The 24,627-nt window shown below is 59.8% G+C and carries 33 protein-coding genes and 1 pseudogene; 7 read left to right on the top strand and 27 right to left on the bottom strand.

The features are described 5' to 3' along the window. Positions 1–37: 37 nt before the first annotated feature. The 4 genes from JFU48_RS01120 to tsaA all read left to right on the top strand — a co-directional run bounded on the left by JFU48_RS01120 (position 38) and on the right by tsaA (position 2,818). Entirely contained in the window at positions 38–511 is a 474-nt protein-coding gene (locus JFU48_RS01120; protein ID WP_003222281.1) for a GNAT family N-acetyltransferase, read from the top strand. A gap of 189 nt (positions 512–700) precedes the next feature. Beyond that, positions 701–1,411 carry an rRNA pseudouridine synthase gene (locus tag JFU48_RS01125; RefSeq protein ID WP_003222280.1) on the top strand — a complete coding sequence of 237 codons (711 nt, stop codon included), beginning with the start codon at positions 701–703 and terminating at the stop codon, positions 1,409–1,411. A gap of 72 nt (positions 1,412–1,483) precedes the next feature. After that, a complete protein-coding gene (locus JFU48_RS01130) occupies positions 1,484–1,951 on the top strand; it encodes a DUF1456 family protein (protein ID WP_003222279.1) in 468 nt (155 codons plus the stop codon). 168 nt (positions 1,952–2,119) lie between these two features. Further along, entirely contained in the window at positions 2,120–2,818 is a 699-nt protein-coding gene (gene tsaA, locus JFU48_RS01135) for a tRNA (N6-threonylcarbamoyladenosine(37)-N6)-methyltransferase TrmO (RefSeq protein ID WP_201135647.1), read from the top strand. Between the two features lie 171 nt (positions 2,819–2,989). Here the strand turns inward: tsaA and fpr are convergent, their stop codons facing one another. Then, positions 2,990–3,769, bottom strand: a complete 780-nt coding sequence (gene fpr / locus JFU48_RS01140; RefSeq protein WP_003222277.1) for a ferredoxin-NADP reductase — start codon at positions 3,767–3,769, stop codon at positions 2,990–2,992. 133 nt (positions 3,770–3,902) lie between these two features. On the opposite strand from fpr, the gene JFU48_RS01145 reads away from it, so the two are divergent. After that, a complete protein-coding gene (locus JFU48_RS01145; RefSeq protein ID WP_045122319.1) occupies positions 3,903–4,829 on the top strand; it encodes a LysR family transcriptional regulator in 927 nt (308 codons plus the stop codon). Here the strand turns inward: JFU48_RS01145 and JFU48_RS01150 are convergent. From JFU48_RS01150 to JFU48_RS01160, 3 genes are all read right to left on the bottom strand, one after another. Further along, entirely contained in the window at positions 4,826–5,188 is a 363-nt protein-coding gene (locus tag JFU48_RS01150; protein WP_003222276.1) for a diacylglycerol kinase, read from the bottom strand. The genes JFU48_RS01145 and JFU48_RS01150 overlap by 4 nt on opposite strands. Positions 5,189–5,262: 74 nt before the next feature. Beyond that, positions 5,263–5,913 (bottom strand): response regulator transcription factor ErdR, encoded by a 651-nt coding sequence (erdR, locus tag JFU48_RS01155; protein ID WP_003222275.1) that lies wholly within the window; start codon positions 5,911–5,913, stop codon positions 5,263–5,265. Positions 5,914–6,138: 225 nt separating this feature from the next. Next, positions 6,139–6,885, bottom strand: a complete 747-nt coding sequence (locus JFU48_RS01160) for a tRNA-uridine aminocarboxypropyltransferase (protein WP_201135648.1) — start codon at positions 6,883–6,885, stop codon at positions 6,139–6,141. Positions 6,886–7,074: 189 nt separating this feature from the next. Here JFU48_RS01160 and JFU48_RS01165 point away from each other — a divergent pair, with 189 nt between their 5' ends. After that, positions 7,075–7,500 (top strand): PA3611 family quorum-sensing-regulated virulence factor, encoded by a 426-nt coding sequence (locus tag JFU48_RS01165; RefSeq protein WP_201135649.1) that lies wholly within the window; start codon positions 7,075–7,077, stop codon positions 7,498–7,500. Here the strand turns inward: JFU48_RS01165 and JFU48_RS01170 are convergent, their stop codons facing one another. Further along, the gene (locus JFU48_RS01170) at positions 7,501–7,695 is read right to left on the bottom strand and encodes a hypothetical protein (RefSeq protein WP_003222272.1); all 195 of its coding nucleotides are present in this window, start codon (positions 7,693–7,695) and stop codon (positions 7,501–7,503) included. Between the two features lie 352 nt (positions 7,696–8,047). On the opposite strand from JFU48_RS01170, the gene JFU48_RS01175 reads away from it, so the two are divergent. After that, positions 8,048–9,166 (top strand): LOG family protein, encoded by a 1,119-nt coding sequence (locus JFU48_RS01175; protein ID WP_201135650.1) that lies wholly within the window; start codon positions 8,048–8,050, stop codon positions 9,164–9,166. A 55-nt stretch (positions 9,167–9,221) separates the two neighbouring features. Here the strand turns inward: JFU48_RS01175 and recX are convergent, their stop codons facing one another. From recX to JFU48_RS01285, 22 genes and pseudogenes are all read right to left on the bottom strand, one after another. Then, positions 9,222–9,692 (bottom strand): recombination regulator RecX, encoded by a 471-nt coding sequence (gene recX, locus JFU48_RS01180; protein WP_003222270.1) that lies wholly within the window; start codon positions 9,690–9,692, stop codon positions 9,222–9,224. An 8-nt stretch (positions 9,693–9,700) separates the two neighbouring features. After that, positions 9,701–10,759 carry a recombinase RecA gene (recA, locus tag JFU48_RS01185; RefSeq protein ID WP_003222269.1) on the bottom strand — a complete coding sequence of 353 codons (1,059 nt, stop codon included), beginning with the start codon at positions 10,757–10,759 and terminating at the stop codon, positions 9,701–9,703. Positions 10,760–10,842: 83 nt separating this feature from the next. Continuing rightward, entirely contained in the window at positions 10,843–11,343 is a 501-nt protein-coding gene (locus tag JFU48_RS01190) for a CinA family protein (RefSeq protein ID WP_103484542.1), read from the bottom strand. Positions 11,344–11,411: 68 nt separating this feature from the next. Next, positions 11,412–11,930 (bottom strand): lysis system i-spanin subunit Rz, encoded by a 519-nt coding sequence (locus JFU48_RS01195; RefSeq protein WP_201135651.1) that lies wholly within the window; start codon positions 11,928–11,930, stop codon positions 11,412–11,414. Next, positions 11,909–12,475 carry a glycoside hydrolase family 19 protein gene (locus tag JFU48_RS01200; RefSeq protein ID WP_201135652.1) on the bottom strand — a complete coding sequence of 189 codons (567 nt, stop codon included), beginning with the start codon at positions 12,473–12,475 and terminating at the stop codon, positions 11,909–11,911. The genes JFU48_RS01195 and JFU48_RS01200 overlap by 22 nt, the downstream gene beginning before the upstream one ends. Before the next feature lie 33 nt (positions 12,476–12,508). Continuing rightward, a complete protein-coding gene (locus JFU48_RS01205) occupies positions 12,509–12,727 on the bottom strand; it encodes a hypothetical protein (protein WP_201135653.1) in 219 nt (72 codons plus the stop codon). 10 nt (positions 12,728–12,737) lie between these two features. Beyond that, entirely contained in the window at positions 12,738–13,940 is a 1,203-nt protein-coding gene (locus tag JFU48_RS01210; protein WP_201135654.1) for a carbohydrate binding domain-containing protein, read from the bottom strand. Positions 13,941–13,972: 32 nt separating this feature from the next. After that, positions 13,973–14,413 carry a phage tail assembly chaperone gene (locus JFU48_RS01215; protein WP_201135655.1) on the bottom strand — a complete coding sequence of 147 codons (441 nt, stop codon included), beginning with the start codon at positions 14,411–14,413 and terminating at the stop codon, positions 13,973–13,975. A 2-nt stretch (positions 14,414–14,415) separates the two neighbouring features. Beyond that, positions 14,416–15,336, bottom strand: coding sequence for a gp53-like domain-containing protein (locus tag JFU48_RS01220; protein WP_201135656.1), 921 nt, complete (start codon positions 15,334–15,336; stop codon positions 14,416–14,418). Between the two features lie 39 nt (positions 15,337–15,375). After that, positions 15,376–15,702: a phage tail assembly chaperone gene (locus JFU48_RS01225; RefSeq protein ID WP_446739769.1), complete on the bottom strand. Its 327-nt coding sequence runs from the start codon at positions 15,700–15,702 to the stop codon at positions 15,376–15,378. Then, positions 15,694–16,011: pseudogene (locus JFU48_RS30430) on the bottom strand (hypothetical protein); the annotation flags it as partial. The pseudogene JFU48_RS30430 and the gene JFU48_RS01225, both read right to left, overlap by 9 nt. Positions 16,012–16,033: 22 nt before the next feature. Then, the gene (locus tag JFU48_RS01235; protein WP_201135657.1) at positions 16,034–16,600 is read right to left on the bottom strand and encodes a tail fiber assembly protein; all 567 of its coding nucleotides are present in this window, start codon (positions 16,598–16,600) and stop codon (positions 16,034–16,036) included. 7 nt (positions 16,601–16,607) lie between these two features. Continuing rightward, positions 16,608–17,705: a phage tail protein gene (locus JFU48_RS01240; RefSeq protein WP_201135658.1), complete on the bottom strand. Its 1,098-nt coding sequence runs from the start codon at positions 17,703–17,705 to the stop codon at positions 16,608–16,610. Positions 17,706–17,841: 136 nt separating this feature from the next. Beyond that, positions 17,842–18,357: a phage tail protein gene (locus JFU48_RS01245; protein ID WP_201135659.1), complete on the bottom strand. Its 516-nt coding sequence runs from the start codon at positions 18,355–18,357 to the stop codon at positions 17,842–17,844. Beyond that, positions 18,354–19,505, bottom strand: coding sequence for a phage tail protein (locus JFU48_RS01250; RefSeq protein WP_201135660.1), 1,152 nt, complete (start codon positions 19,503–19,505; stop codon positions 18,354–18,356). Before JFU48_RS01250 ends, JFU48_RS01245 begins: the two co-directional genes overlap by 4 nt. 71 nt (positions 19,506–19,576) lie before the next feature. After that, the gene (locus tag JFU48_RS01255) at positions 19,577–19,996 is read right to left on the bottom strand and encodes a tail fiber assembly protein (protein ID WP_201135661.1); all 420 of its coding nucleotides are present in this window, start codon (positions 19,994–19,996) and stop codon (positions 19,577–19,579) included. A 17-nt stretch (positions 19,997–20,013) separates the two neighbouring features. Further along, entirely contained in the window at positions 20,014–20,892 is an 879-nt protein-coding gene (locus tag JFU48_RS01260) for a gp53-like domain-containing protein (protein WP_201135662.1), read from the bottom strand. A 14-nt stretch (positions 20,893–20,906) separates the two neighbouring features. Beyond that, complete coding sequence (locus tag JFU48_RS01265; protein ID WP_201135663.1) at positions 20,907–21,506, bottom strand: YmfQ family protein; 600 nt, start codon at positions 21,504–21,506, stop codon at positions 20,907–20,909. After that, entirely contained in the window at positions 21,494–22,540 is a 1,047-nt protein-coding gene (locus JFU48_RS01270; protein WP_201135664.1) for a baseplate J/gp47 family protein, read from the bottom strand. Before JFU48_RS01270 ends, JFU48_RS01265 begins: the two co-directional genes overlap by 13 nt. Further along, positions 22,530–22,928, bottom strand: a complete 399-nt coding sequence (locus JFU48_RS01275; protein ID WP_003222234.1) for a phage GP46 family protein — start codon at positions 22,926–22,928, stop codon at positions 22,530–22,532. The genes JFU48_RS01270 and JFU48_RS01275 overlap by 11 nt, the downstream gene beginning before the upstream one ends. After that, positions 22,928–23,437 (bottom strand): phage baseplate assembly protein V, encoded by a 510-nt coding sequence (locus tag JFU48_RS01280; RefSeq protein ID WP_003222233.1) that lies wholly within the window; start codon positions 23,435–23,437, stop codon positions 22,928–22,930. The genes JFU48_RS01275 and JFU48_RS01280 overlap by 1 nt, the downstream gene beginning before the upstream one ends. Positions 23,438–23,580: 143 nt before the next feature. Further along, positions 23,581–24,624 carry a phage baseplate assembly protein gene (locus JFU48_RS01285; RefSeq protein ID WP_201135665.1) on the bottom strand — a complete coding sequence of 348 codons (1,044 nt, stop codon included), beginning with the start codon at positions 24,622–24,624 and terminating at the stop codon, positions 23,581–23,583. Positions 24,625–24,627 lie beyond the last annotated feature (3 nt).

Genomic DNA, 24,627 nt, shown 5'->3' on the forward strand with positions numbered 1-24,627 from the left:
GAAGGACTCCCTTGAAACGAACAAGAGGCCATCGGGCATGCGTCAGCATTCGGTCATTCACACGCCGAAACTCAGCGATTATCAGGAACTGACCCGGGTCTGGGAGGCCTCGGTCCGCGCGACCCATGATTTTCTGCCGGACAGCTACATCGAGTTGCTGCGCAATCTGGTGCTCACCCGTTATCTGGACGCGGTGATGCTGATCTGCACCAAAGACCATCAGCAGCGCATCACCGGATTCGCCGGGGTGGCGGCGGGCAAGATCGAAATGCTGTTTATCGATCCCGCGCACCGTGGCCAGGGGCTGGGCAAGCAATTGCTGAACTACGCCATGCAGCATCTGAATGCCGATGAACTGGACGTCAACGAACAGAACCCGCAGGCGCTGGGGTTTTACTTCAAGCAGGGCTTTGAAGTGATCGGCCGATCGGAGGTAGATGGCATGGGCCAGCCGTATCCGCTGCTGCATATGCGCTTGCGCCAGAATCAGCAGCGCTCGAAGCATGCCTGACACACCAAAGAACCTTTGTAGGAGTGAGCCTGCTCGCGATAGCGCCGGACCAGCCGACATCAATGCTGAATGTTAGACGGCAATCGCGAGCAGGCTCACTCCTACAAAAAACCACCTACCGAAATGGAACCGGGCTTAACCGGCGCCAGGCAGGTACAATGCTCACCCCTTTTTTGTTACGGCCCTGTCATGACTGACCCGATTCGCCTCTCCAAACGCCTCATCGAACTGGTCGGTTGCTCCCGCCGGGAGGCCGAGCTGTTCATCGAGGGCGGCTGGGTCACCGTGGACGGCGAAGTGATCGACGAACCGCAATTCAAGGTCGGCGACCAGAAGGTCGAGCTCGACAAGGACGCCCAGGCCACCGCGCCGGAGCCGGTGACCATTCTGCTCAACGTACCGGCCGGGATGGACGTCGACACCGCCATGCAATCGCTCAGCGCCGACACCCTCAGCGACGAGCACCGCTACGGCAAACGTCCGCTGCGCGGCCACTTCCTGCGCCTGACCGCCAGCGCCGATCTGCAGCCCAAGGCCAGCGGTCTGCTGGTGTTTACCCAAGACTGGAAAGTACTGCGCAAACTGACTGCCGACGCGGCCAAGATCGAGCAGGAATACGTGGTTGAAGTCGAAGGCGACATGGTTGCCCACGGCCTCAATCGCCTGCAGCACGGTCTCACCCACAAGGGCAAGGAGCTGCCGCCGGTCAAGGCCAGCTGGCAGAACGAAAACCGCCTGCGCTTCGCCATGAAGAACCCGCAGCCGGGGATCATCGCCCAGTTCTGTGAAGCGGTTGGCCTGAAGGTCGTCGGCATTCGTCGCATCCGCATCGGCGGCGTCTCGATCGGCAAGGTTCCGCTCGGCCAATGGCGCTACCTGTCCGGCAAAGAGAAGTTCTAAAGCCTCTGTTGCCGCCACACATTCCGGCAGCGTGCCTGCGCGTTGCCCACAACGATTATCAGGATTACCCACATGATTCATAACGACGTACTGCGCAGCGTGCGCTACATGCTCGACATCAGCGACAAGAAAGTCATCGAGATCATCAAGCTCGGCGGCCTAGACGTGGAGCTGAAAGACGTCGTCGCGTACCTCGACAAGAAAGAAGAAGACGAAGAAGGCTTCGTACGCTGCCCGGACGAAGTCATGGCGCATTTCCTCGACGGTCTGGTGGTGTTCAAGCGCGGCAAGGACGAAAGCCGTCCGCCGCAGCCGATCGAAGTGCCGGTGACCAACAACATCATCCTGAAGAAGCTGCGCGTGGCCTTCGAACTCAAAGAGGACGACATGCACGCGATCCTCAAGGCTGCCGAGTTTCCGGTGTCCAAGCCTGAGTTGAGCGCACTGTTCCGCAAGGTCGGCCACACCAACTACCGCCCGTGCGGCGACCAGTTGCTGCGCAACTTCCTCAAGGGCCTGACCCTGCGCGTTCGCGGCTGATCTGCGCCACAAGCTCTGAATCGGCGGCGCGACCTTCGCGAGCAAGCCCGCTCCCACAGGTTTTGTACTCCACCCGAGATCCCTGTGGGAGCGGGCTTGCCCGCGAAGGCGTCGGCCCGGCCACCTCGGGTTATCATCCCAACCCCGCTCCCACCTTGACTCCAGACCATGACTTACAACGTCTCCCCCATCGGCTTCGTGCGTTCCTGTTTCAAGGAAAAGTTCGCCATTCCGCGCCAGCCGCAATTGGCCCCCGCTGCCCGTGGCGTGCTGGAGCTGGTGGCGCCGTTCGATCAGGGGGACGCCGTGCAAGGGCTGGAGCAGGTCAGCCATGTCTGGCTGTTGTTCCTGTTTCATCAGGCGCTGGAAGAAAAGCCGCGCCTGAAGGTGCGGCCACCGCGTCTGGGCGGTAACAAGTCCATGGGCGTGTTCGCCACCCGTGCGACCCACCGGCCCAATGGCATCGGGCAATCGGTGGTGAAGCTGGACAAAGTCGAGGCCCATCGGCTGTTCATCTCGGGGATCGATTTGCTCGACGGCACGCCGATACTCGATATCAAACCCTACGTGCCTTACGCCGATATCATCGCTGACGCCTCCAACAGCATCGCCAGCGCTGCGCCACAGCTGATTGCCGTGGAGTGGACGGACGTCGCGCTGCAACAGGCGCACGGCCATGCTCAGCGCCTTGGCGAGCCTCTGGTCGAGTTGATCGAGCAGTGCCTGGCGCAGGATCCGCGTCCGGCGTACCAGACGCCGGCGCCGGAGCGCGAGTACGGCGCGCAGTTCTGGGATCTGGACGTGCGCTGGCATTACCCGACGCCGGAGCAGATCCGCGTACTGGAAGTCATCCCCGCCGGCAACTGAACCCCCGGAAACGCAAAAGCCCGCGTTGCCTTCTCAGGCAACGCGGGCTTTTCTGTCTAGCACAAAACCATTGTGGGAGCGGGCTTGCTCGCGAAAGCGGTGCGCCATTCAGCATTGACGTCGACTGACAGCCCCCTTCGCGAGCAAGCCCGCTCCCACAGGTATTGCGGGTTACTTCTCGACGAATGCACGCTCGATCAGGTAGTCACCCGGCTCGCGCATCCGCGCCGAGATCTTCAGGCCGAAGCTGTCGAGCACTTCGCTGGTCTCGTCGAGCATGCTCGGGCTGCCGCAGATCATTGCGCGGTCGTCCTGCGGGTTGATCGGTGGCAGACCGATGTCGCTGAACAGCTTGCCGCTACGCATCAGGTCGGTCAGACGGCCCTGGTTCTCGAACGGCTCGCGGGTCACGGTCGGGTAGTAGATCAGCTTGTCACGCAGCGCTTCACCGAAGAACTCGTTCTGCGGCAGGTGCTCGGTGATGAATTCGCGGTAGGCGACTTCGTTGACGTAGCGTACGCCGTGCACCAGGATCACTTTCTCAAAGCGCTCGTAGGTTTCCGGGTCCTGGATCACGCTCATGAACGGCGCCAGACCCGTGCCGGTGCTCAGCAGATACAGGTGCTTGCCCGGGTTCAGGTCGTCCAGCACCAGGGTGCCGGTAGGCTTTTTCGAGATGATGATCTCGTCGCCTTCCTTCAGGTGCTGCAGCTGCGAGGTCAGCGGACCATCAGGCACTTTGATGCTGAAGAACTCGAGATGCTCTTCCCAGTTCGGGCTGGCGATCGAGTAAGCGCGCATAAGCGGGCGGCCATTTGGCTGTTGCAGGCCGATCATCACGAACTGACCGTTCTCGAAGCGCAGGCCCGGATCGCGGGTGCACTTGAAGCTGAACAGAGTGTCGTTCCAGTGATGAACACTGAGGACACGCTCGTGGTTCATGTTGCTCATGTACGTGGGACTCCTGGATATTGGGTCTGCGCTCGCCTTTGCGGCCGACAGTGCGCAATTGCAACGCATTCTAATAGCGACGACAATATCTGTTAACTGGATTATTAAGATAAGGGTTATCGGTTATATCGATATGCGATTTACTCTTCGTCAACTGCAAGTCTTCGTCGCCGTCGCCCAGCAGGAAAGCGTATCCCGTGCTGCGGGTCTGCTCAACCTCTCGCAATCGGCGGCGAGCACCTCGATCACCGAACTGGAGCGCCAGTCCAGCTGCCAGCTGTTCGACCGCGCCGGCAAACGGCTGAGCCTCAACGCCCTGGGCAAACAGCTGCTGCCGCAAGCGGTGGCCTTGCTCGACCAGTCCAAGGAAATCGAAGACCTGCTCAACGGCAAATCCGGTTTCGGCTCACTGTCGGTGGGCGCCACCCTGACCATCGGCAATTACCTGGCGACCCTGTTGATCGGCGGTTTCATGCAGCGCCATCCGGAAAGCCAGGTGAAGCTGCATGTACAGAACACTGCCAATATCGTGCATCAAGTCGCCCACTACGAAATTGATCTGGGTCTAATCGAGGGCGACTGCAGCCATCCGGACATCGAAGTGCAGAGCTGGGTCGAAGATGAACTGGTGGTGTTTTGCGCGCCGCAGCATCCGCTGGCCAAACGTGGCAGCGCGACCATGGAAGAGTTGACGCACGAGGCGTGGATTCTGCGCGAACAGGGTTCCGGTACGCGCCTGACCTTCGATCAGGCGATGCGTCATCATCGCAGTGCGCTGAATATCCGTCTGGAGCTGGAACACACCGAAGCGATCAAACGCGCGGTGGAATCAGGGCTGGGGATTGGCTGTATTTCGCGGCTGGCGCTGCGTGATGCCTTTCGGCGCGGCAGTCTGGTGGCGGTGGAAACGCCGGATCTGGATCTGTCCCGGCAGTTTTACTTCATCTGGCACAAGCAGAAATACCAGACCTCGGCCATGCGCGAGTTTCTCGAGCTGTGCCGCGCCTTCACCGCCGGGGTGCAGCGCAGCGACGAGATCGTCTTGCCGAGTATCGCTTAGAGCAGAATCACCGCCCATACCAGGGCAATCATGCTCAGGGCCACGAATTGCGCGGCGCTGCCCATGTCCTTGGCGTTCTTCGACAGTGGGTGCAGTTCCAGCGAAATGCGGTCGATGGCCGCTTCCACCGCCGAATTCAGCAACTCGACGATCAGCGCCAGCAGGCAAACGGCGATCAGCAGCGCCTGTTCGACGCGACTGACATTCAGGAAGAACGTCAGCGGAATCAGCACCACATTGAGCAGGACCAGTTGGCGAAATGCCGCTTCACCGGTGAAGGCGGCGCGCAGACCGTCCAGCGAGTAGCCGGATGCGTTGAGGATGCGTTTCAGGCCGGTCTGGCCCTTGAAAGGTGACATAACGTAAAAACCAACCAGAAAGGAGTGGGAAAGCTAGAGCAACAAAAGTCAAAAAAGCGTGAAGACGCCAGCCATTATTGGCTCGGAATTGACTCAAGTTGTTGCAGAAGTAAGGCCGCCTGTGTCCGGGTGCGCACGTTCAACTTGCGAAAGATCGCCGTGACGTGAGCCTTGATGGTCGCTTCGGAGACGTTCAGCTCGTAGGCAATCTGCTTGTTCAGCAGGCCCTCACAGACCATGGTCAATACGCGGAACTGTTGCGGGGTCAGGCTGGCGAGGCCGTCGCTGGCGGCTTTGGCTTCGGCGGAGACGCTGACCGCCTCGAACGCCTGTGGTGGCCAGAACACGTCGCCATCGAGCACTTTGCGCACGGCTTGCTGAATCACGCTCAGGTCGCTGGACTTGGGGATGAAGCCACTGGCGCCGAACTCGCGGGATTTGACCATCACCGAGGCTTCTTCCTGCGCCGAGACCATTACCACCGGGATCTGCGGGTACTGTCCCCGCAGCAGCACCAGTCCGGAAAATCCATAGGCACCGGGCATGTTCAGGTCCAGCAGGACCAGATCCCAGTCAGCCTTTTCGGTCAGGCGGGTTTCCAGTTCGGCGATGCTCGCCACTTCCACCAGCCTTACATCCGGGCCGAGTCCCAGGGTTACTGCTTGATGCAGCGCGCTACGAAACAGCGGGTGATCATCGGCAATCAGGATTTCGTATGTGGCCATTTTTCAAAATGATCCTGTTTTTGATGGCAGGCCCGGTGTATTCGGGCCTGGCCAAAGCAACTCAAGATGCCGCTACAAAGCGGTATCCACAAGGGCACGTTCAACGCCAATCACAAGCAAACACGGCGTTTCAAAACCTTGGCCGCACCCTAATCGGCGCCAAGCATGCCCAGCGCAGCCGGGGTGGTCAAGCAGCACGGCCGGCGCTCTCTGCAGTATGGGCCACTATCGGGCCAACACCGCTTGCGGCTTTCGTATATAAGGCAACAACTCGGCGTGGGCCGGGGTCGCCTCGTTGACGTCCAACTGCTGTTTGGCACCCAGATAATGTTGGCTGAACACATCGAAATAAGCGTCAAGGGCAGAAGCGGCATCACTGTCACCTGCCAGCTCAAGGCACAACGCCGCGACCTCGGCGGTGCACAGGTGCTCACTGCGGGTCGAGCGACGCAGGCGATAACGCGAAAGTTTGTCGGGCAGCAGGCTCAGGATCGGCAAGCGGTCGAAATACGGACTCTTGCGGAAGATCTTGCGCGCCTCGGTCCAGGTCGCATCCAGCAGAATGAACAGCGGACGCTTGCTGCTATCGGGTGCGACGGTGTTGGTCACCCGTGACGGCTCGACGTATTCGCCGGGAAACACCAGGTACGGCTGCCATTGCGGGTCATCGAGCAGCGCCAGCATCTGCGGGTCAGGTTCGGTGCGCGACCAGATGAATGCATGGTTGTCGCACACCACATCGGCGATCAGCCAGCCGGTGTTGCTCGGCTTGAACACTTCCTTGCCGGTCATGATCAGGCATACGCCGGATCGAGTTTCCACCGTCGGACGCCAGGCGCACAGGCAGTGGCTGATGATCACACGACAATCGCGGCAACGCTCGGAACGGAAACCACGGGCCTGGATCGGCTTGATACCTTCATCTTCGCGCTGGTCGCGCAGGCGGGCGACGGCGTTAGGGGCGTGATTCATTGCAGGCAGCGCCCGGAGGCAGGAAAACTCGACACGAACAACACTCGGCAAGGCAATAAAGGCTGGCAGTTTATCAGAGCGACGGGGACAAGCCTGTACCGTCCTGACCGGCTCCCCTATAATTCGCCGCCACTGAACGCACAGCCACGGGGCTGGTCGAACCACCAGTCACTGAATCAGGAGAGTTTCATGCTGCGCCTTATCGTTCCTACCGCGGCCATCGCCATGGCGTTGTCCTTCAGCGCACACGCTGCGTCCCTGAGTGAGCAGAATCTGAACAAAGAGCTGCGCCGTGTCGCCGAGGAAAGCAGCGTGGGCACCCCACGGGCGATCAACGAAGACATTCTCGATCAAGGCTACACCGTCGAAGGCACTACGCTGATCAACCACCTGAGTGTGCAGGCCAGCCACGCCGAGAAGATGCGTGCTGACCCAAAAGCCGTGTATTTCCAGCTGGGCGCTTCGGTGTGCAATAACCCGTCGTACCGCAAGCTGATGGCCAAGGGCGCCGTGATGCGCTACGACTTCAGCGAAGTGAAGACCAACCGCGCAATCGGTTCGGCCAGCTATCAAGAGTCGGATTGTCCGAAAGCTACACCGGCGAAGAAGAAGTAATCATCGGGAATTGGCGCGCCGTTGTTCATCTTCGGCGCGCAATTCGGCCACCAGAGCCTGTAGATAACGCGAACGGCGTTCCCCGCCTGCCAACCGTCGGCAGCACTCCTCTTCGAGACTCACTTGGTTGGTCTCGGCTGATGCTTTCAACATCCGATACAGCTGCGTATCGATTTCCAGAATCACTCTGGCCATCTATCCCGCCTCCTTGCCACCACGAATCCTTGAAAAGCGCGCACCTTGCATACGCCCGTTGACGCGAAGCTGTCGTGCAGTGCCTGTAGGTTAGTAAATCAGAGCGATTGCTCTACGGTGTACGTTCGGACGAGCGGTGACTGATTACGTGAAGAGGCAATCAGCAGTTGCCAGAAAGGATTCTGCGGGGCAATGATCAAGTCAGCGCAAACCCGTGTGAAGGTCTAGATTCAAAGTGTTCCCGATCACTTGTTCACGGCAGCAAAGGAGCTGCCGATCGTGTGTGTTTTTTGCAGCGCGGCACTGACGCCGCACGTCAGGGCCACCCGCTCTGTGCAGAAGGAGACGTTGAATGCCTTACCAACCGAATGACCTGCTCAGTCGGCATTTTCAGGAACAACTCCCCGACCTCATCAGCAAGGTCGAAGAACAACTCAACCAGATTTCCCCCAACAGTCCGAACCTGCCGATTTACCGCGACATGATCCTGACCGTGCTGCGCATGGCCGAGGAAGATCACAACCGCTGGAACGCCAAGATCACCCTGCAGGCCCTGCGCGAACTGGAGCAGGCGTTCCGGGTTCTCGAGAAGTTCAAGGGACGACGCAAAGTCACGGTGTTCGGTTCGGCACGCACGCCGGTCGAGCATCCGCTGTATGCCATGGCCCGGGAACTCGGCGCGGCTCTGACACGCTCGGACATGATGGTCATCACCGGTGCTGGTGGCGGGATCATGGCCGCCGCGCACGAAGGCGCCGGGCGCGACCACAGTCTCGGGTTCAACATCACTCTGCCCTTCGAGCAACATGCGAACCCGACAGTGGACGGCACAGGCAACTTGCTGCCGTTCCATTTCTTCTTCACCCGCAAACTGTTCTTCGTCAAGGAAGCCGATGCACTGGTGCTGTGCCCTGGCGGGTTCGGCACACTGGACGAGGCACTGGAAGTACTGACACTGATCCAAACCGGCAAAAGTCCATTGGTGCCCGTGGTGCTGCTCGATGTGCCGGGCGGAACGTTCTGGCAAGGCGCACTGGATTTCATTCGCCAGCAGCTCGAAGAGAACCACTACATCCTGCCCACCGACCTGAAACTGATGCGCCTGGTCTACAGCGTCGATGAGGCGGTACAGCAGATCAATCAGTTCTACGGCAACTTCCACTCCAGCCGCTGGCTCAAGCGTCAGTTCGTGATTCGTATGAACCACAAGCTTAGCGATCAGGCCCTGGAACATATGCAAGAAGCTTTCGCTGATCTGTGCCTGAGTGACCAGTTCCATCAACACGCCTACAGCGGCGAGGAACACGACGAAGCGCAGTTCAGCCATCTGGTGCGACTGGCCTTCGCGTTCAATGCCCGGAACCATGGCCGACTAAGGGAACTGGTGGACTACATCAACCTCCCGGAAAACTGGGCCCACAGCAAACCGCAGACCACCCAACGTGCGCGTGAGCCATCGAAGGTAATCTGAAGGCAAAAAAAAACGGCCCGCTATTTTCATAGCGGGCCGTTGTTGTTCAACCGTTTTAATCGTCCATCCCTCTACCGCTGAACAAGCGGTTGATCATCTCCATCGAGAAGCCCCGATAGGCGAGGAAGCGGCCCTGTTTGGCGCGCTCCTTGGCATCGATCGGCAAGTGTCCGGAGAACTTGCGTTGCCATGTCTCGCGAAGCTGCTCCTGCCAGTCGATACCGCTTTCACGTAGGGCGAGTTCGATATCGGCGCGTTGCAAACCTCGCTGGCCCAGCTCTTCGCGAATGCGCAAAGGGCCGTAGCCGGAACGGGCACGGTAGGAAACAAAGCTTTCAAGGTAACGGGCTTCGGAAAGCAGCCCCTCTTCCGTCAATCGGTCGAGGGCTGTTTCGATCATTTCCGCCTCAGCGCCGCGCTGACGCAGCTTGCGCGTCAGCTCGACTCGACCATGCTCGCGTCGAGCGAGCAGATCCATGGCGGTTCGCCGCACCGCGACGAGGGTATCGAGTACGGCGGTGGTCATCGCTGTTATCAGATATCAGCGTCGGCCAGATCGTCTTCGGTCTCTTTGACCGCAGAGGCCTTGGAGTCCGCAATCACGGCTGGCGACAGCAGTTTGTCACGCAGCTGCTTCTCGAGCTTGGCAGCGACTTCCGGGTTGTCTGCCAGGAACTTGGCCGAGTTGGCCTTGCCCTGACCGATCTTGGTGCCTTCGTAGGCATACCAGGCGCCGGACTTCTCGACGAAACCGTGCAGCACGCCCAGGTCGATCATCTCACCGTTGAGGTAGATGCCCTTGCCGTAAAGAATCTGGAACTCGGCCTGACGGAACGGCGAAGCCACCTTGTTCTTCACAACCTTGACGCGGGTTTCGCTGCCGACCACTTCGTCGCCTTCCTTCACCGCACCGGTACGGCGGATGTCGAGACGAACCGAGGCGTAGAACTTCAGCGCGTTACCACCGGTGGTGGTTTCCGGGCTGCCGAACATCACACCGATCTTCATGCGGATCTGGTTGATGAAGATCACCAGGCAGTTGGCGTTCTTGATGTTACCGGTGATTTTACGCAGCGCCTGGGACATCAGACGGGCTTGCAGGCCCACGTGCATGTCACCCATTTCGCCTTCAATTTCAGCCTTCGGCACCAGTGCCGCCACGGAGTCGACGATGATCACGTCAACCGCGTTGGAACGCACCAGCATGTCGGTGATTTCCAGGGCCTGTTCACCGGTGTCCGGCTGGGAAACCAGCAGGTCGTCGACGTTGACGCCCAGCTTGCCGGCGTACTCAGGGTCGAGGGCGTGTTCGGCGTCGACGAAGGCGCAGGTCGCGCCGGCTTTTTGAGCCTGGGCGATCACGGACAGCGTCAGTGTGGTTTTACCGGAAGATTCAGGACCGTAGATTTCAACAATACGGCCTTTTGGCAGACCGCCGATGCCGAGTGCGATGTCCAGACCCAGAGAGCCGGTGGAGATAGCCGGGATCGCCTGACGGTCCTGATCGCCCATACGCATCACGGCACCCTTGCCGAATTGACGTTCGATCTGACCCAGGGCCGCAGCCAAGGCTTTCTTCTTGTTGTCGTCCATTAAAGTCCTCACGTAATCAATAAGGCCTGACGGCCAACACCTGTATAAGTAGCCAGTATTATTCCACAGCGTTCGCGGATCGCCTACCCCTGATTTTCGATTTCTCGTGCCGCTAGTCGCAGCAGCCCCTCTAGCGCGGCCTTCACCGTTTGTCGGCGCACCTCGTCGCGGTTGCCCGAGAAGTGCTGAACCTCGCTGGAAACCGCATCGCCCACGCCCCAGGCCAGCCACACCGTGCCCACCGGTTTGTTCGGTGTGCCGCCGTCGGGCCCGGCCACGCCGCTGACCGCCACGGCAAACCGCGCCAGGCTGTGCTTCTGCGCGCCACGCACCATCGATTCGACCACCTCGCGACTGACCGCCCCCACGGTGTCGAACAATTCGGCGGGTACGTTCAGTTGCCGGGTTTTCTGCCGGTTGGAGTACGTCACATAACCGGCCTCAAACCATGCCGAGCTCCCGGGAATCCGCGTGATCGCTTCAGCAATCCCGCCACCGGTACACGATTCGGCCGTGGTGACGTGGGCGTTGAGCAACTGCAAACGTCGGCCAAGCTCGGCAGCCAGTTGAGTGATCTCTTTCACGGTGCGCTCCGGATCGGGTGGAATGACTACCACCGTACACGACCCGGTTGCGCTTTCAATACACAGACTCATTCAAAATGTTCAGGCGCCAGCGCTCTGACATAGGCCTGACAGGCTTGCAGAGCAATCAGTCCGCGGTCACCGGTGTCGGTGATGGCGATAATTCGTTGAGCATGCGCCGGGTCAAGTCGGGCGCGTACGGCTGCATGATCCACGCCGCCGGGGCCGGTGGCGGCTGGCACCCCGCAGCCTGGGGCAGCATCGCCGGCGTCGATGAGGACTGACAGGCGCACATCAGCAGTGGCAAGACGATCGCGCAGGCGATCCTGATCACGTTGGGCATCGCTCATGGCTCGGTAGTGGGTTTGTTCACTGGCTGTGAGCCGTTGCTCCAGCGCCAGACGCTTGTCCTGCTCGGCCTGCTGTGCGGTGGCGGCGGCCGAGGTCAGTTGATTGAGGGTGTCGGCGTGCTGCCGCGCCTGCTCGGCCAGTTGTCGCCCGTAGCGCCAGTCCTGAAACTGCCAGGCCAGCGCGGCGGCCAACGCAGCCAGCAACAAAACGCCGATCAGGCGCCAGGAGATGGACATAGCACCGCCCTCGCCCGCGCCCAGATATCGAGGCGATCCTGCAAACCGTTCAACCCGCCGTTGATTCGGCGGGTGATGCTGTTGAACTGATCGCGGTCGGCCAGATCGTTCAAGCCGTTCTGTTCCCAGAACCATGCTGCGGATTCGGCCGCCCATTGCGGTTGCTCCAGCAATTCCGGCAGAGACAGCAGACGTTCATCGCCGAACAGACCGAGACTGCACTCACGATAGTTGTTACGCCCGGTGATCTGGATCAGCCCGCGACCACGGTACTTCTGTCCGTCGCCGTCGGCCTCGGGCGTGTTGCCCAGACGTAACGCCAGCGTGCCGGTGTCGTATTTGCTCAGATACTGGTTGTTGCCCAGTTCGCGCACGTATTGCAACTGCCCCGACTCGTGGCCGATTTGCGCGAGAAACGCAGCGATGCGTTTTGGCGTATTGATATGCCTGCGCGTCATCGCGGTGTTGAGCGCGGAAACAAAAACGCCCGCTTGGCTGCGGGCGTTGGGCATGATGGTTTTAAGGTTGTCTTCTGTTATTTGCATAATGCGTAATCCTCCCTGGATGCTCCGATTGAATCATGGTTGACGGGCAACAGCCCCCAGCCATTTTTTTGCCAGAGTTGTCAGGGTGTTGTTCGGTACAGATTCTTCGAGAGCTTCATTTAGTGGCAGCACTTGCCCACCGGTTAACAGCCATTGCTGATACTCAAGCCAGTCACGATTGGTCGTGTCCTGCGGAATAAACGCAGAATCTTCAACGCGCAATACGCCACAGGCAGTCAATTGATACGTCATGAGCTTCCCCTTAGATTTCAGCGTCCGCGGTCCATTCAATCTGCAATCCGTTACCGGGCTGACTGCTCACGGGCGTCACGGTGCCGATGGCGAAACTTCGCTGTGTCACACTTTGCACCGTGGTCCCCGTGCAAGCCACACCCTGCGAGTAGTTCCAGACCTGACTGCTTTCATTTCCGGGGCAATACAGGACGATGGTAGGTTGCACTCTCTTCTGAACCTGCATGTCTATGACCATGCCGTATTGACCGGTATTCCCGGCCGCTGCCTGGGTGAAAGTAACGATGCAGGTTTCCACACCATTGTTTGCCCGGATCTGTAAGCGGTTGACAAAGGACTTCTCGAAGTAGCGCTGACACAACATCAGCTCTTCACCAACCGGACGATATTCGAACGGAGTCGAAACCGGTCCCTCCTCGAGTTGAACCCGTGCAAGATCCACAGTTTGCAAAACGTTAAGTGGCAGATCAAAAGCCAACCTCAAGTAATCATTGGCACCGAGCATTTTCCCAGCGATCACTGGCACCTGAAATGTTGCGCTGAATTTGGTCCATGCAGTGCTCAATGCAAAGACATCGACCACTTTGACGACGGCTTCCGAACCACCGTTGCCGAAGTACTGACCGATGGTTACCTTCAACGGGCGCGCGGCGTCGGAGCGCGCCCAAAATGTTACGGTGGCGGTTTTTCCAGCCAGAGTCCTGACGGATTCAACGCTTTGGGAAATCTTGTGCTCGGTAGCGCCAACGCCCGCCGTGGTTTGCTGCCAGCGCAAGAAATAGCTCGGCTCACCTGCCACGTCTGTCTGGCCAGGGGCAAAATCCTGGCGAGAGATGGCCACGGCAGCATTACCATTCCAGTCGCAACGAAAACGATCGGCGACATATCCACCAATATTGGGGCCTTGGTTGGTCGTTCCGCGCTGCCAGATATCGAAGCCGCCATTGATCAGCACATTCCTGCGATAGACCTGTGCCGGAAACTGCTGCAGTGGATCAGGCCTCGATAATTGGCGGATGGCCTGCGCCAACTGATCGGTTTGTGCTTCATCAGGCTTCAAACCAGCCGCAGTAATCGCGCCGAGAATCTCCTGGGTAACGCTGTTGCCCCAGCTCGCCGGGATCAGCGATCCCGGCGTGCCGGCGATGGCATCTTCATCGACGAACTTTCCGTCGATCAGGCCTGAGCCCGGGACACTTTTTGGGTAATCCATATTTATTTATCCTCGGCCGATAAGCAAATCGCTCAGCCATTGGTCCGTAGCAAGTCTTCCAGCCAATCGGGTTCGACCGGCCGTGCACATGCGTCCGGGAACTCGGGGTTGTCGGGCCAGTCACGCAGTGCCTGCCGGTAAGCAAGAAGTTGTTTGAATTCTTCGGTGCGCAGGGTGGTGCCCTCGCACATTTCCAGTTCTTCGGCATCGCGAAGGACCAACCACTGAGTGCTCTGCAGAACGTTATTGCGCCAGGCGCGTTCCTGCGCGGTCAGCGCCGCCGGCGATACAAGCGGTTCACTCAGGACTGGCTGACCTGTGGCAGTGGCGCTGATGACCTTGCCTGCCGCCTGCCCGGCGAATAGCTCAACATATTGGGCCTGAGTGATTTCCACTGCGCCGTCGGGCAGTTCCGGTCCCGGGTTTTCAACCCGATCAAATCCAAGGGTTTGTGCGTAAAAGTAAATAGCCATGGTCAAACTCCCCAAACCAGAATGCGACCCGAAATTCCCGTCGATGGCTTGATCCCAGTGGAATCGATGTTGCGAACCCGCGCCACGACCTGAGTGGTGGTCGATACGCCCAGATCGAACGCCCAGACGGTCGCATTTCCGGCACTCCAGCCTGCCGGATTCGCCTCATTGGCGACGCCACCCAAAATGGCCGATGGAAACCTGATCGGCAGTGAAAGCGTCATGTTGCCGTTGGCGTCAGAGCCACCGACGACCCATTGCAGGATCAAACCGCTGGGGAATTTCTGATAACCCGGCGTGGTGAACTGAGCGCCGTAGGAGGCGCAGTACTTCAACGCAGCCGTGCCATAAACCACCCAAAGACCAGACTCCCTGACAAAGTTCGCACTCTCGCCGGCGTTCATCACGATCGCTCCCACATAAGCCCCTTGAGGGCTGATCTGGGTGCCGGTTTTGCTGGCTACCGTGACCGAGCCTGCATTGCGGCAATGCAGACTGATCGTCGCGCCATTCGGCGCCGAGGCTGCATCCGGAAGCGTCACGGTATAAGCCACTGTACCGCCCAGACCAATCGAGGAACCGACATCGGCCAGCGTCAACTGAGTCGCTGCGGATATCCCGCGGGCACTCGCATAACTGCCCAACGCTCGTTGCACAAATTCCGCAGTTGCCGCCGAGCGTCCACTATCAAACTGCGGTGCGGTGTTGAACAACGTCTGGCTGCGCAGCGCACCGAGCAATTGATTATTGGATGCCTCATTTGGCGTCATGCCGGCCGCTTGCACGACATTAAGAATTTCCTGGGTGACGCCATTGCCCCACGTCGCCGGAATCAGCGAACCCGGTTTACCGGCAACCGGGTCCTCATCAGCAAATTGTCCATTCACCAGCCCGACACTGGGCACACTCTTGGGATAGTCCAAGGTTTATCTCCTTAATCTGAAAATACATGGGCGCCGGTCTCAGCCAATTAGTGCGACTAACCATGTGGGGCCCAAAGGCCGGGAAACTGTCGAAGGAAAAAGACTTGAACCCGGCCAGTCGCGCAGCGCCTGGCGGTACTCCAGCAATTCCAGATACTGCGCCGCCTTGAGCGTCGTCCCGCGCCCCAGTTCCTGCTCGTCACGATGTCGCGTCACCCACCATTCGGTGGCCGACAGACTGGACTGGCGCCAAAGCCGCGCTGCCGCCAGAGGCTCTTGCTCATCGGGGACTGTTTCAGGGGTAATGACCGGACTGCTCGTTACAGGCAAAGGCGCAATTTCCTGGCGCAGTTCGCCGACGGGCACGCCGATTTCGATCTGCCGGATCGCCAGCAACCGCCCCACCGCATCGGTGATGCCGTAACCGGCCAGCGTGGTCGGGGTGTTTTTCAGTTTGGTGAAGTCGACCAGCGCACCAATGGCCGTTGCCACTTGGTCGGTTCTGGCCTCATCAGGCGTCAGCCCGGCAACCTTGATCGCGTTGAGAATTTCCTGCGTGACGCTGTTGCCCCACGCGGCCGGAATCAACGATCCCGGTGAACCGGCGATCGGGTTTTCGTCGACGAAACCGCCGTTGACCAGGCCAACGCCGGGAATACTTTTTGGATAATCCATTGCACTGCTACCTGTGCTGAGATCAGTTGGCTACGACTGCGCAGGGAGCGACCGGCCAGGTAATTTCGTCGGGGAAACCGGCCTGCTTTTCGATGCGGTTCAGCTCGACGCTGTAGAGCTTCCATTCGATCAGCAGCAGTTGTTCGTCGTGGTTGGCGTCGCCGATGTCTTCAGCGTATTGCAGCGGGGCGATGCGCAGGACAGCGTCGCGCAGCAACACATCTCTTTGAGCAAGAACGACGCGTTTGCAATCCGCCAACTGCGCGACGTCATCGACTTGCCACGCATTGTCCACCCAGGCATGGAAGCCGCCCGGCCATGGCAACGTGGTGAAGCCTTCCGGCAACTCGCCCAATGCCGTCCAGGTTTGCCTCATGCCGGTGTCAGTGCGGTAAACATCGCCGCGATAGTCCGCTTGCTGTTGCAGAGAACCATTGACATAAGCCCAGGCATAACCGCTTGGGGCCGGGGAAAGTTCGATGCTCAGCGTCACGGCGTTACTCGGCAGTTGCAGACCGATCCCCGGCACTAGTGGAAACTCGACAGGGCCGGTTAATGCACCGCTATCGTCTATCAGATAATTGAACATGTGCACCTCAGATCAGTTTGATACGCGCGGGATAGGCAATATTTCGCGGACGGGTTTCAGCCGAAAAATTGCCGATGTTGCCGATGTAAGTGTCCGAGTCGAATGCAGGGTTGGGGTACGTTGTTGCCACGGTCGTTGTCGTCGGTGAAAAGTTGACATTGGTGCCGACATCCCAGACACCGTCTGGAATCGCCGGGGCCGGTTTGAAAGAAGCCCCTGTTCCCGTCGGCAGATAATGGTTGTGACTCTGCAACGCATGCATTTGCAGGCTGCCGGACACGCGACCGGGATCAACGTTTCTGGTTTCACTGAGCACTCGCAGAAACTCGCCGCGAATCTCGGGAATCCGGAAATTCGAGGCACCATCGCCACTGGTCCATCCGCCTTCCCGGCCAGTTCTGGCCGCTTCGGTCGTCAATGCGCCGGACGCCTGAGCAAAATCCCACAACCAAGGCCATTCGGCGCGCTTGAACAGATCACCGTTGGGAAAGCCATAGCCACCTGGATTGAGCGACAGAGTGGTTTCAAAAAACGGCCGCCCCAAAGCGCTGTTATCAAAGCGACCGATCGGCCACCAACTCCCCGCCCCGTCACTGCGCAGATGCCACCAGTCCCCGTTGCCCATCAGCACCAGAAAGGGGTAACCGCCAGGCGAGAGGTGTGTGTGAAAACGAACCTTGTCAGCGTCGGAGGTCTGCACAACGAGTCGATTGCCGCTGTTGTCCATCCGCCGGACAATGACGTCGCGAATACCCAAGGCCGAGTCGGCCGATGGCAATGTCACCGTCATCGGCGCGGAGCTGCCGTCGATCAAAACGAGTCCCAACTCAGCTTCAGTCAGCGATCTGGATGTCGCCAGACGAGTGACCACCGAACGCATCGGACTCGCTCTGCCGATGATCGACTGAATCGCCTTGTACAACTGACCGGTATCGGCTTCAGAAGCCACCAACCCGCCGCCGTTAATCACACTCAGGATCTCCTGAGTCACGCTGTTGCCCCACACCGCCGGAATCAACGAACCCGGGGTTCCTGCCACCGGGTTTTCATCGACAAAGCGGCCATCGACCAGGCCGACGCTGGGGACGCTTTTTGGATAATCCATAGGTCTTTCGTTCCTCTGAAATAACAAATGAACCGCGTCGCGGCGATCGCTGATGCGAGCCAGTGGCGGTCTGTTTCTGAAAATAAAAAGCCCACGGTGAAGTGGGCTTGGGTGATGGAGAATGACGGCGTTGCTGCTAGAGAGTCTGGCTGCTGACCAGTTCGCGAATCGCCGCCAACGCGTCATCGCCAGCACGGCGCGCCAGATCGAGATTGCCTTTGGCCGCATGCGTGCGGATCTGGTTTTTGGCCTTCAGGCGCAAGGTGCGCAGGGTCAGCAGATGGTCAGTGAGTTGGTCGGCCTTGCTAAGAATCTGCTCGGCGGCCTGTTTGGCAGTACGACCTTTAACCACCCACGCAGCAACCGACAGTGGCACCTCTTTTTTCGGGTAACCAGCGTCCTGATAGGCCTGGGCGTCTGCAGTAGCCTGGGCGTACTCCATGGCTTTGAGCGGGTCGCCGGCCAAAACGGTGCGAGCACTGTCGGCCGCCGCGTCGATCTTGGAACATAATTGCTCGGCTTCCTGAATCTCCAACTCGGCGACTCTGGACGCATTAAGCTGCCATTTTTCTCCATCCCAATCATGGGCACCGGACGGCTGGGCCGGACGCAAGCCTTCCTCGAACTGATGCAGTTCTTGAATGATGATCATCGGATCAACTCCCAGGACAAATGCACATTGATGGCTGAGGCAAAGTTGATCGCAATACCGTTGGCGTAATCGGCTTGAGAAAAACTCTTGATTCCCATACCAAATAACAACTCATCACTTGAGGCATTCCCCGAGCCGAGGGTGTGTTCGCATTGAAAGACCTGCCAAAGCGAACGCAACTCTGCATGGTCGAAACTGGCCGATAGTGTGGAAACCGTCGTGTCGTTGACAACGTTACTCGTGAAGATTCCCACCGAGGCACCGACGGTGCTCCAGCCATCCCAGTTGCTGGAAGTAGTAACTGTCGGATTTAGGTAAGAATAGTTGCCCCCCAGCCATCCTCCCGGGGCAAAGGCCACCGTGGTAATACCGGTCGGATGTGGGGTCGGGTTACCCACCACCAACCGTGCCGCTCGGGCATGCGGATCAAGTGGCAGATAAACCACGCCGTTGCCATTAACCGTTTGCGTCCACGACAATCGATTACGGTTGTAGATCGCTCTGACAGTGGGCATCGCACCCGGCCCTGCCGTGACGACCCAGGCCAGACAGAGATCCAGTGGCGTAGACTGGAAACCACCGCCCGCCGCACCATTGATCGTCCCCTTCAACCCCTCCGGTGCGGCGTCATAAACCGTGCCGCGCTGCATGTAAAAGGTCAGCGCGCCCGCAATCACCTGCGCCCGGAGGAAGTAGCCGGTACTTGGCAGCAAATCGGGACTGCTCCACAACTGTGTAGTGAACGTACGCGAGCGGCCCAACTGCCCCGCTATCACTTCTTGGCCGAGGCTGATCAGCACGCCAGCCGGAATCGACACCCTCCCGCCACTGGTGGCAACAGCCGCTGGCGTGATCGGCAGTCGCCCGTCTGCCGTAGCAACGGTAGCGGTCGGCAACGACCCGATCGGCAACGCCGAATCCAGATTCCAGCCCTTGGCCGAAACGCTCTGAATCGCCTGCAACAACTGATCGTATTTCTTCTCGTCCGGAGTCAGATCCCCGGCCTTGATCACGTTGAGAATTTCCTGCGTAACCCCGTTGCCCCAATCTGCAGGAATCAGCGACCCCGGCGTCCCGGTCAGCGGGTTTTCATCAATAAACTTGCCATTCACCAGACCGGCGCTGGGCACACTTTTTGGATAGTCCACGGACGGACCTCCCGTTATTCAGAGTGATGGATTTTTTAGACAGGTTTCCAGGCTTCCGACCGGAACAGGTCTCAGGCGGGCAGCACAGGCCAGGCCACGTTTTGCGGATAACCCGGCTGCTTGTCGATTTTGTTCAGCGCCAGTTTGTAGGTGGCGAATGCCTTGAATCGCTGCATGTCGTCTGTGTCGAGCAGGCCCGCGATGTAGGCGTCCGCCATGCCGACGGTTTGCTGATCGGCTTCGGCCAACAGCTCATCACGACGCGCCAGGGCAGCAGCTCTTTGCTCGCCATCAACCACTTGCGAAGCGTTAGGCAAAGAGTGTTTGGTGACCTTGCCTCCGGTGTATCGCCAGATGCCGTCACGCTCATCAATCGTGCGCAGGAACAGTTCGTCGGAGATCTCCACCGCGCCGGCAGGAATCTGCAGATGAATAGCCGAATCGTAGCGCCCAAGAAGTTCGCCCTGGGCATCGAAATCAATGTATTTCATGGTGTTCACCTCCGATTTCAAAAGCCCATGGCGAACCAGTTCCAGCCACCAGGATCGATATTGGAGAAGCGCTGGAACTGGCTGAGCGAGAGTCTGTAAAAAGAAAAACGTATATCCGCGAATCCCGGTGAGATATCGCTGCCGGACAGAAAAAGCACCGAGTTCGGAAAGGCAATCGGGTAGGTGATGGTTTCACTCAATGCACCACCGGTGGCAAGGCCCCATTGCAAAATCAGGCCGCTTGGAAGACGTTGGTAGCCCCCGCTTGTACCCAGTGAAGCGCTGAACATCGGCGAATATTTGAGCGCGCCATCGCCGGAGTCCAGTCCCCACCCCCCACCCAATAGCAGTCGTCTGAATGTTACGAAACACCCCCCTGCAAATGACAAGGAATTAGCGGATACCCCATTGATGGTACTCAGACTTTCGCCACTACGAGCCTTTACCGTCAAACTACCGGTGCTGCTCAGAATCCTGACCAATCCACCAGGAGAAACACTGGACCAATCAGGCAGAGTCACCGTACATGGGCCAGTGAAGACTGAAAGCTTGCCAACATCAGCAGCCGTCAGCGTCACATCCCCTACATAGTTGGTCTGCCCCGCCAGACTGCCCAGCGCGCGCTGAACAAATTCTGTCGTCGCAACCTTCTGACTGACATCGAACTGCGGTGGCGTTTCATACAGTTTCTTGCCGCGCAACGCCTCCAGCAATTGCGTGTTCAGCCCCTCGGTGGGTTCGATCCCGGCCGCCTTGATAACCGTCAGAATTTCTTCGGTAAGGGCGTTGCCCCACTCCGCCGGAATCAACGATCCGGGCGTTCCGGTGATCGGGTTTTCATCGACAAAACGGCTGTTGACCAGACCGACACCCGGCATGCTTTTCGGATAATCCATCCTGTCATTCCTCCCTAGTCATAATTGATGTGCACCTTGGTATGCGCCGGCGCACTGCGGTGGATCAGGCACTCCAGTGCCGAGCCCGGGTTGACGCCGAAGCGCTCGCCCCAGTAGCTCGCGCCGTAGCGCCGGCCGAGCAGCAGGCGGCCGCCGGTGTTGAGCGTCCACATGAATTGCGCCTCCCAGGTGCCCCAGTGTGCCGCGCCGAAACGCGCGCGGCCCATGCGGGGGGCTTCGTGCTCGGTGATGCTGGCGTTGGGGTAGCCCTGGCTTTTGGCGATGTCGAGGTAGTAACCGACGGCCTGACTGCCGACCGCGAGCAAGCGGCGGCGTACGGCGAGGCGGCGGTCGTCGAACAGCGGCGTGGCGCCCAGGCACGGATCGGGCAGTTCCATCACCCGTTCCCAGTCCGGCACCAGTTCGCTGACGCCGGCCGGGTCCATCTCGTTGAGCAGGTCGGCGGCGCGGGAGTCGAGGCGTGCCAGTTCGACGGCGACGCCTTGCAGCACCTCCTCGAGTTCCGGAACGCGCTCCGGATCCCACGCCGGGCCGCTGGGCAGCAACGCGCGCAGTTGCGCCTGATATTGCGCGGCGGTTCTTATGCCCCCCATACGCAACCTCCGAAGGTCAGCAGTTCGCTTTGCCCCGCAGGCACGTCAGCGGCCGGCGCGGTCAGCGTGTGATCGTACTCACCGCCGGCGCTGCTGATGGCTTCGCGGATATGGCTGATCAGCAACGGCACACCCAGATCGGCCTCGCGGTTGTGCAGGTCGCGCAGTTGCGCTTCAACGGCGGCGCGCACGGCGGTGGTGTCCGGATTGACGCTCTTGAAGCGATACACCACCGGCACCTGAATCGGCCGCTGCACATGCACTTCTGCTGTCACCGGACGCAGCGGTTCGATGTACTCCTGAACCTCCGCCAGTTGCTCATCGTTGGGCACCGGTTGCGGGTCTTCGTCACGCATGATGAACACCGTCACCGTGCCCGGCCCGAGCAGGCCGCCACGGCACCAGGCGCGCGTCACACCTGGCACTTCCAGCGCCCAGGTTTCGTAGTCGCTGGCCGAACCGCCATGGGGAATTACGCGATAAGAACGGATCACCCGCGAGCGCAACGACTCCAGACTTTCTCGCGCCACTCCGCCGCTGAGGCCGGGCGCGAGCACCAAGAAGCTGTTGCCGACCACGCCAGCGATCGGTTGCACCGGGGTCAGTGCCAGGCCGGCGTCAGCATTGCCCAGGCTGCCGGCGTCGAGCGCGGCGATAGTGGTGGTGTTGCTGCCATTGGTGGTGGTGCGTGAAGCGGTGACTTTGTAGGTACGGCCATCGCTCGCTTGCAGCAGCGTGTCGACGTCAAGCACGGCGCCTGCGGTCGCGGTGAAGCTGACGCTGCCGGTCGCCACTTGCGCCGGTTTGCGCGGCTGGTTCAGGCGCAGCGCGGCGATGCGTTCCAGGGTCGACTCGTCGGCCTTGTCCGGCAGGATCTGCTCGGCAATCCAGTCGAGATAACCGTACAGACCATAAGCCGCGCCACCCAAGGTGCGGGCCAGCACTTGCGCATCGGACTGGCGCAGCGAATCGCCGGCCAGGTCGCTTTGGGTGCGCTTGATCAGCACCGGCAGCGAAGGGGTTTCAAACGGCATAGATCACCTGCCAACTGTTATCGGGGTTGATGTCCAGACGTTCGCCATCGGCCAGGGTCAGAACCGTGCGCAGGTTCAGGCGCTGGGCGTCGAGGCGTTCGCTGATGATGTCGATGGCGCTGCAGTGGCCGTCATCGATCAGCCATTGCAGGGCTTCGCGGGCATAGAACTCGGCGTCCATCTGGGTCTGTCGGGTCAGCTTGACCCGGCGCAACAGCCACAGCCGCGAACCGATGCGATCGTCGGCAACGGTGGGAAAGCTGTCGCCCCACCAGCCGAAGCGCTCCTCGTCGTCGAGGGCGTCGTCATCGGCGGCGCGGCGCCAGGTGAACAGGCTGATGAGTACGGCGCGGGTCAATGCGGCGTGGAGGTTCTGGCTGATGAGCATCATTTGCCTCCTGCCGGCGCACCGGTCTGGCCGCTGCCGGCCTGCACGCCGACGTGCACGTGTTTGATCTGGCTGATGCCACCGGCGAGCTGATCGCCGGTGGAGACGATCTTGCCGGTCTGGTTGATCACCGGCGTGTCGAAGTTCACCGCGCTGCTGGCGCGGATGTTCAGGGTGGCGGTTTCGATGTCGATGATCCGCCCGCGCTTGAAGTGAATTTTGTCGCCCTCGTCGGTGTAGATCGCGACTTCGCCCGAGGCCAGCGACTGCAGGCGATAGCGACGGTCGGCGACCACCAGGGCGATGGCATGAGAACGGTCACCGCCGAGAAAAGTGACGATGCCTTCGGCGCCGGCCAGCGGGTTGCTGGTGAAACCGTAGGGTTCGAAGTGCTCCATGTCGTCGTTCACTTCGCCGGCGGTGAGGCGCATTTGCAGCGATTGCAGCTTGGATGCCGAGTTGGCGAGCACGACAGTGCCGCGCGCCAGCAGGCGTGTCAGTAGGCTCATGAATTGTCCTCAGGGAGCAGACCCGACACGGACAACATGTGGGAGCGGGCTTGCTCGCGAAAGCGGTGGGTCAGTCAATGGGATGTTGGAGCTGCTGACGCTTTCGCGAGCAAGCCCGCTCCCACAGAGGTTCGGTGTCAGGCTCAGGTTTTTTTCGGAGGCGTGGGATCAGGATCGAAGGTATGCGGCGGCGCCACTTGCAGTGTGGTCACCGAGCCCTGCGCCGACAGTGAATACGTGACTTTGGAAATCAACATGTCGCCGTCGAAACCGAGCACCGGATCCGTGACCTTGACCAGCGTGTTGTGGCGCCACAGGTCGCCATTGGTCTGGCGCCAGCCCTGTACCTGATAGGTCGTGGTCTGGGCCCGGCCCATGCGGGTAGCGCTTTCCCATTGGGCGCGTTGCTGGGCCAGCTCGAACGTGAGTGCGGTGCCCTCGTTGATGATCGTGGTGCGACGGCGCTTGAAGCTCAGATCAGCCGCGCTGGATTGAACCTCGCTGACGGCCGCCCCGCTCTTCTTGTCCGAGCCTTTCTGCTGACCGATCACCCGGTATTCGGAAAACACCTGGCTCTGATCCATCGGCGCGTTCGCCGACAGAATGTTCTTGCCCAACTCCAGCGCGTCACTGGCCCGACCACCGCTACCGGGCTTGGCCAGCACCAGCCGGCCCTGCTCGTCATCGGTGGAAAACACCCGAAACAGCGAGAGCAATCGGTCGATCGACTGGAACACTGTTTCGCCCGGCACGATGGTGTGTTTGGCGAGCCGCGCGGTCTCGGGAATTTCGTTGACCACGTACAGCGAGTACTCCGCCGCCAGAGCCTGGACGATGCTCAGCAGCGGTTGCTCCTGCCATTGATTCGGGCGGTTGGTGGCTGCGCAATCGACCAGATCCTGAGTCTTGGAACTGCCCTCGATACTCAAGCTGATCTGGCGTCCGTCGTAACTGATCGGTGCCTTGAACACGTAGCCGGTGAGCACCAGATCCTGGCCGATTTTCACTTCGCAAGGGTCACCCGGTTTGATCCGTTGATCCACCGTCTGCCCCGGCCACTGCCAAGTGATGTCGAGTTTGAAGGTGCGGAACTGGCGCTCCAGATCAGCGGTGATTTCCACGCTTTTCCAGCCGCCGTATTCCATGTTGTTAACGGTCAGCGTGACTTGGTTATCCATCTCGCTCATGGC

This window comes from Pseudomonas sp. TH49 (assembly GCF_016650625.1).
Classification (GTDB): domain Bacteria; phylum Pseudomonadota; class Gammaproteobacteria; order Pseudomonadales; family Pseudomonadaceae; genus Aquipseudomonas; species Aquipseudomonas fluorescens_H.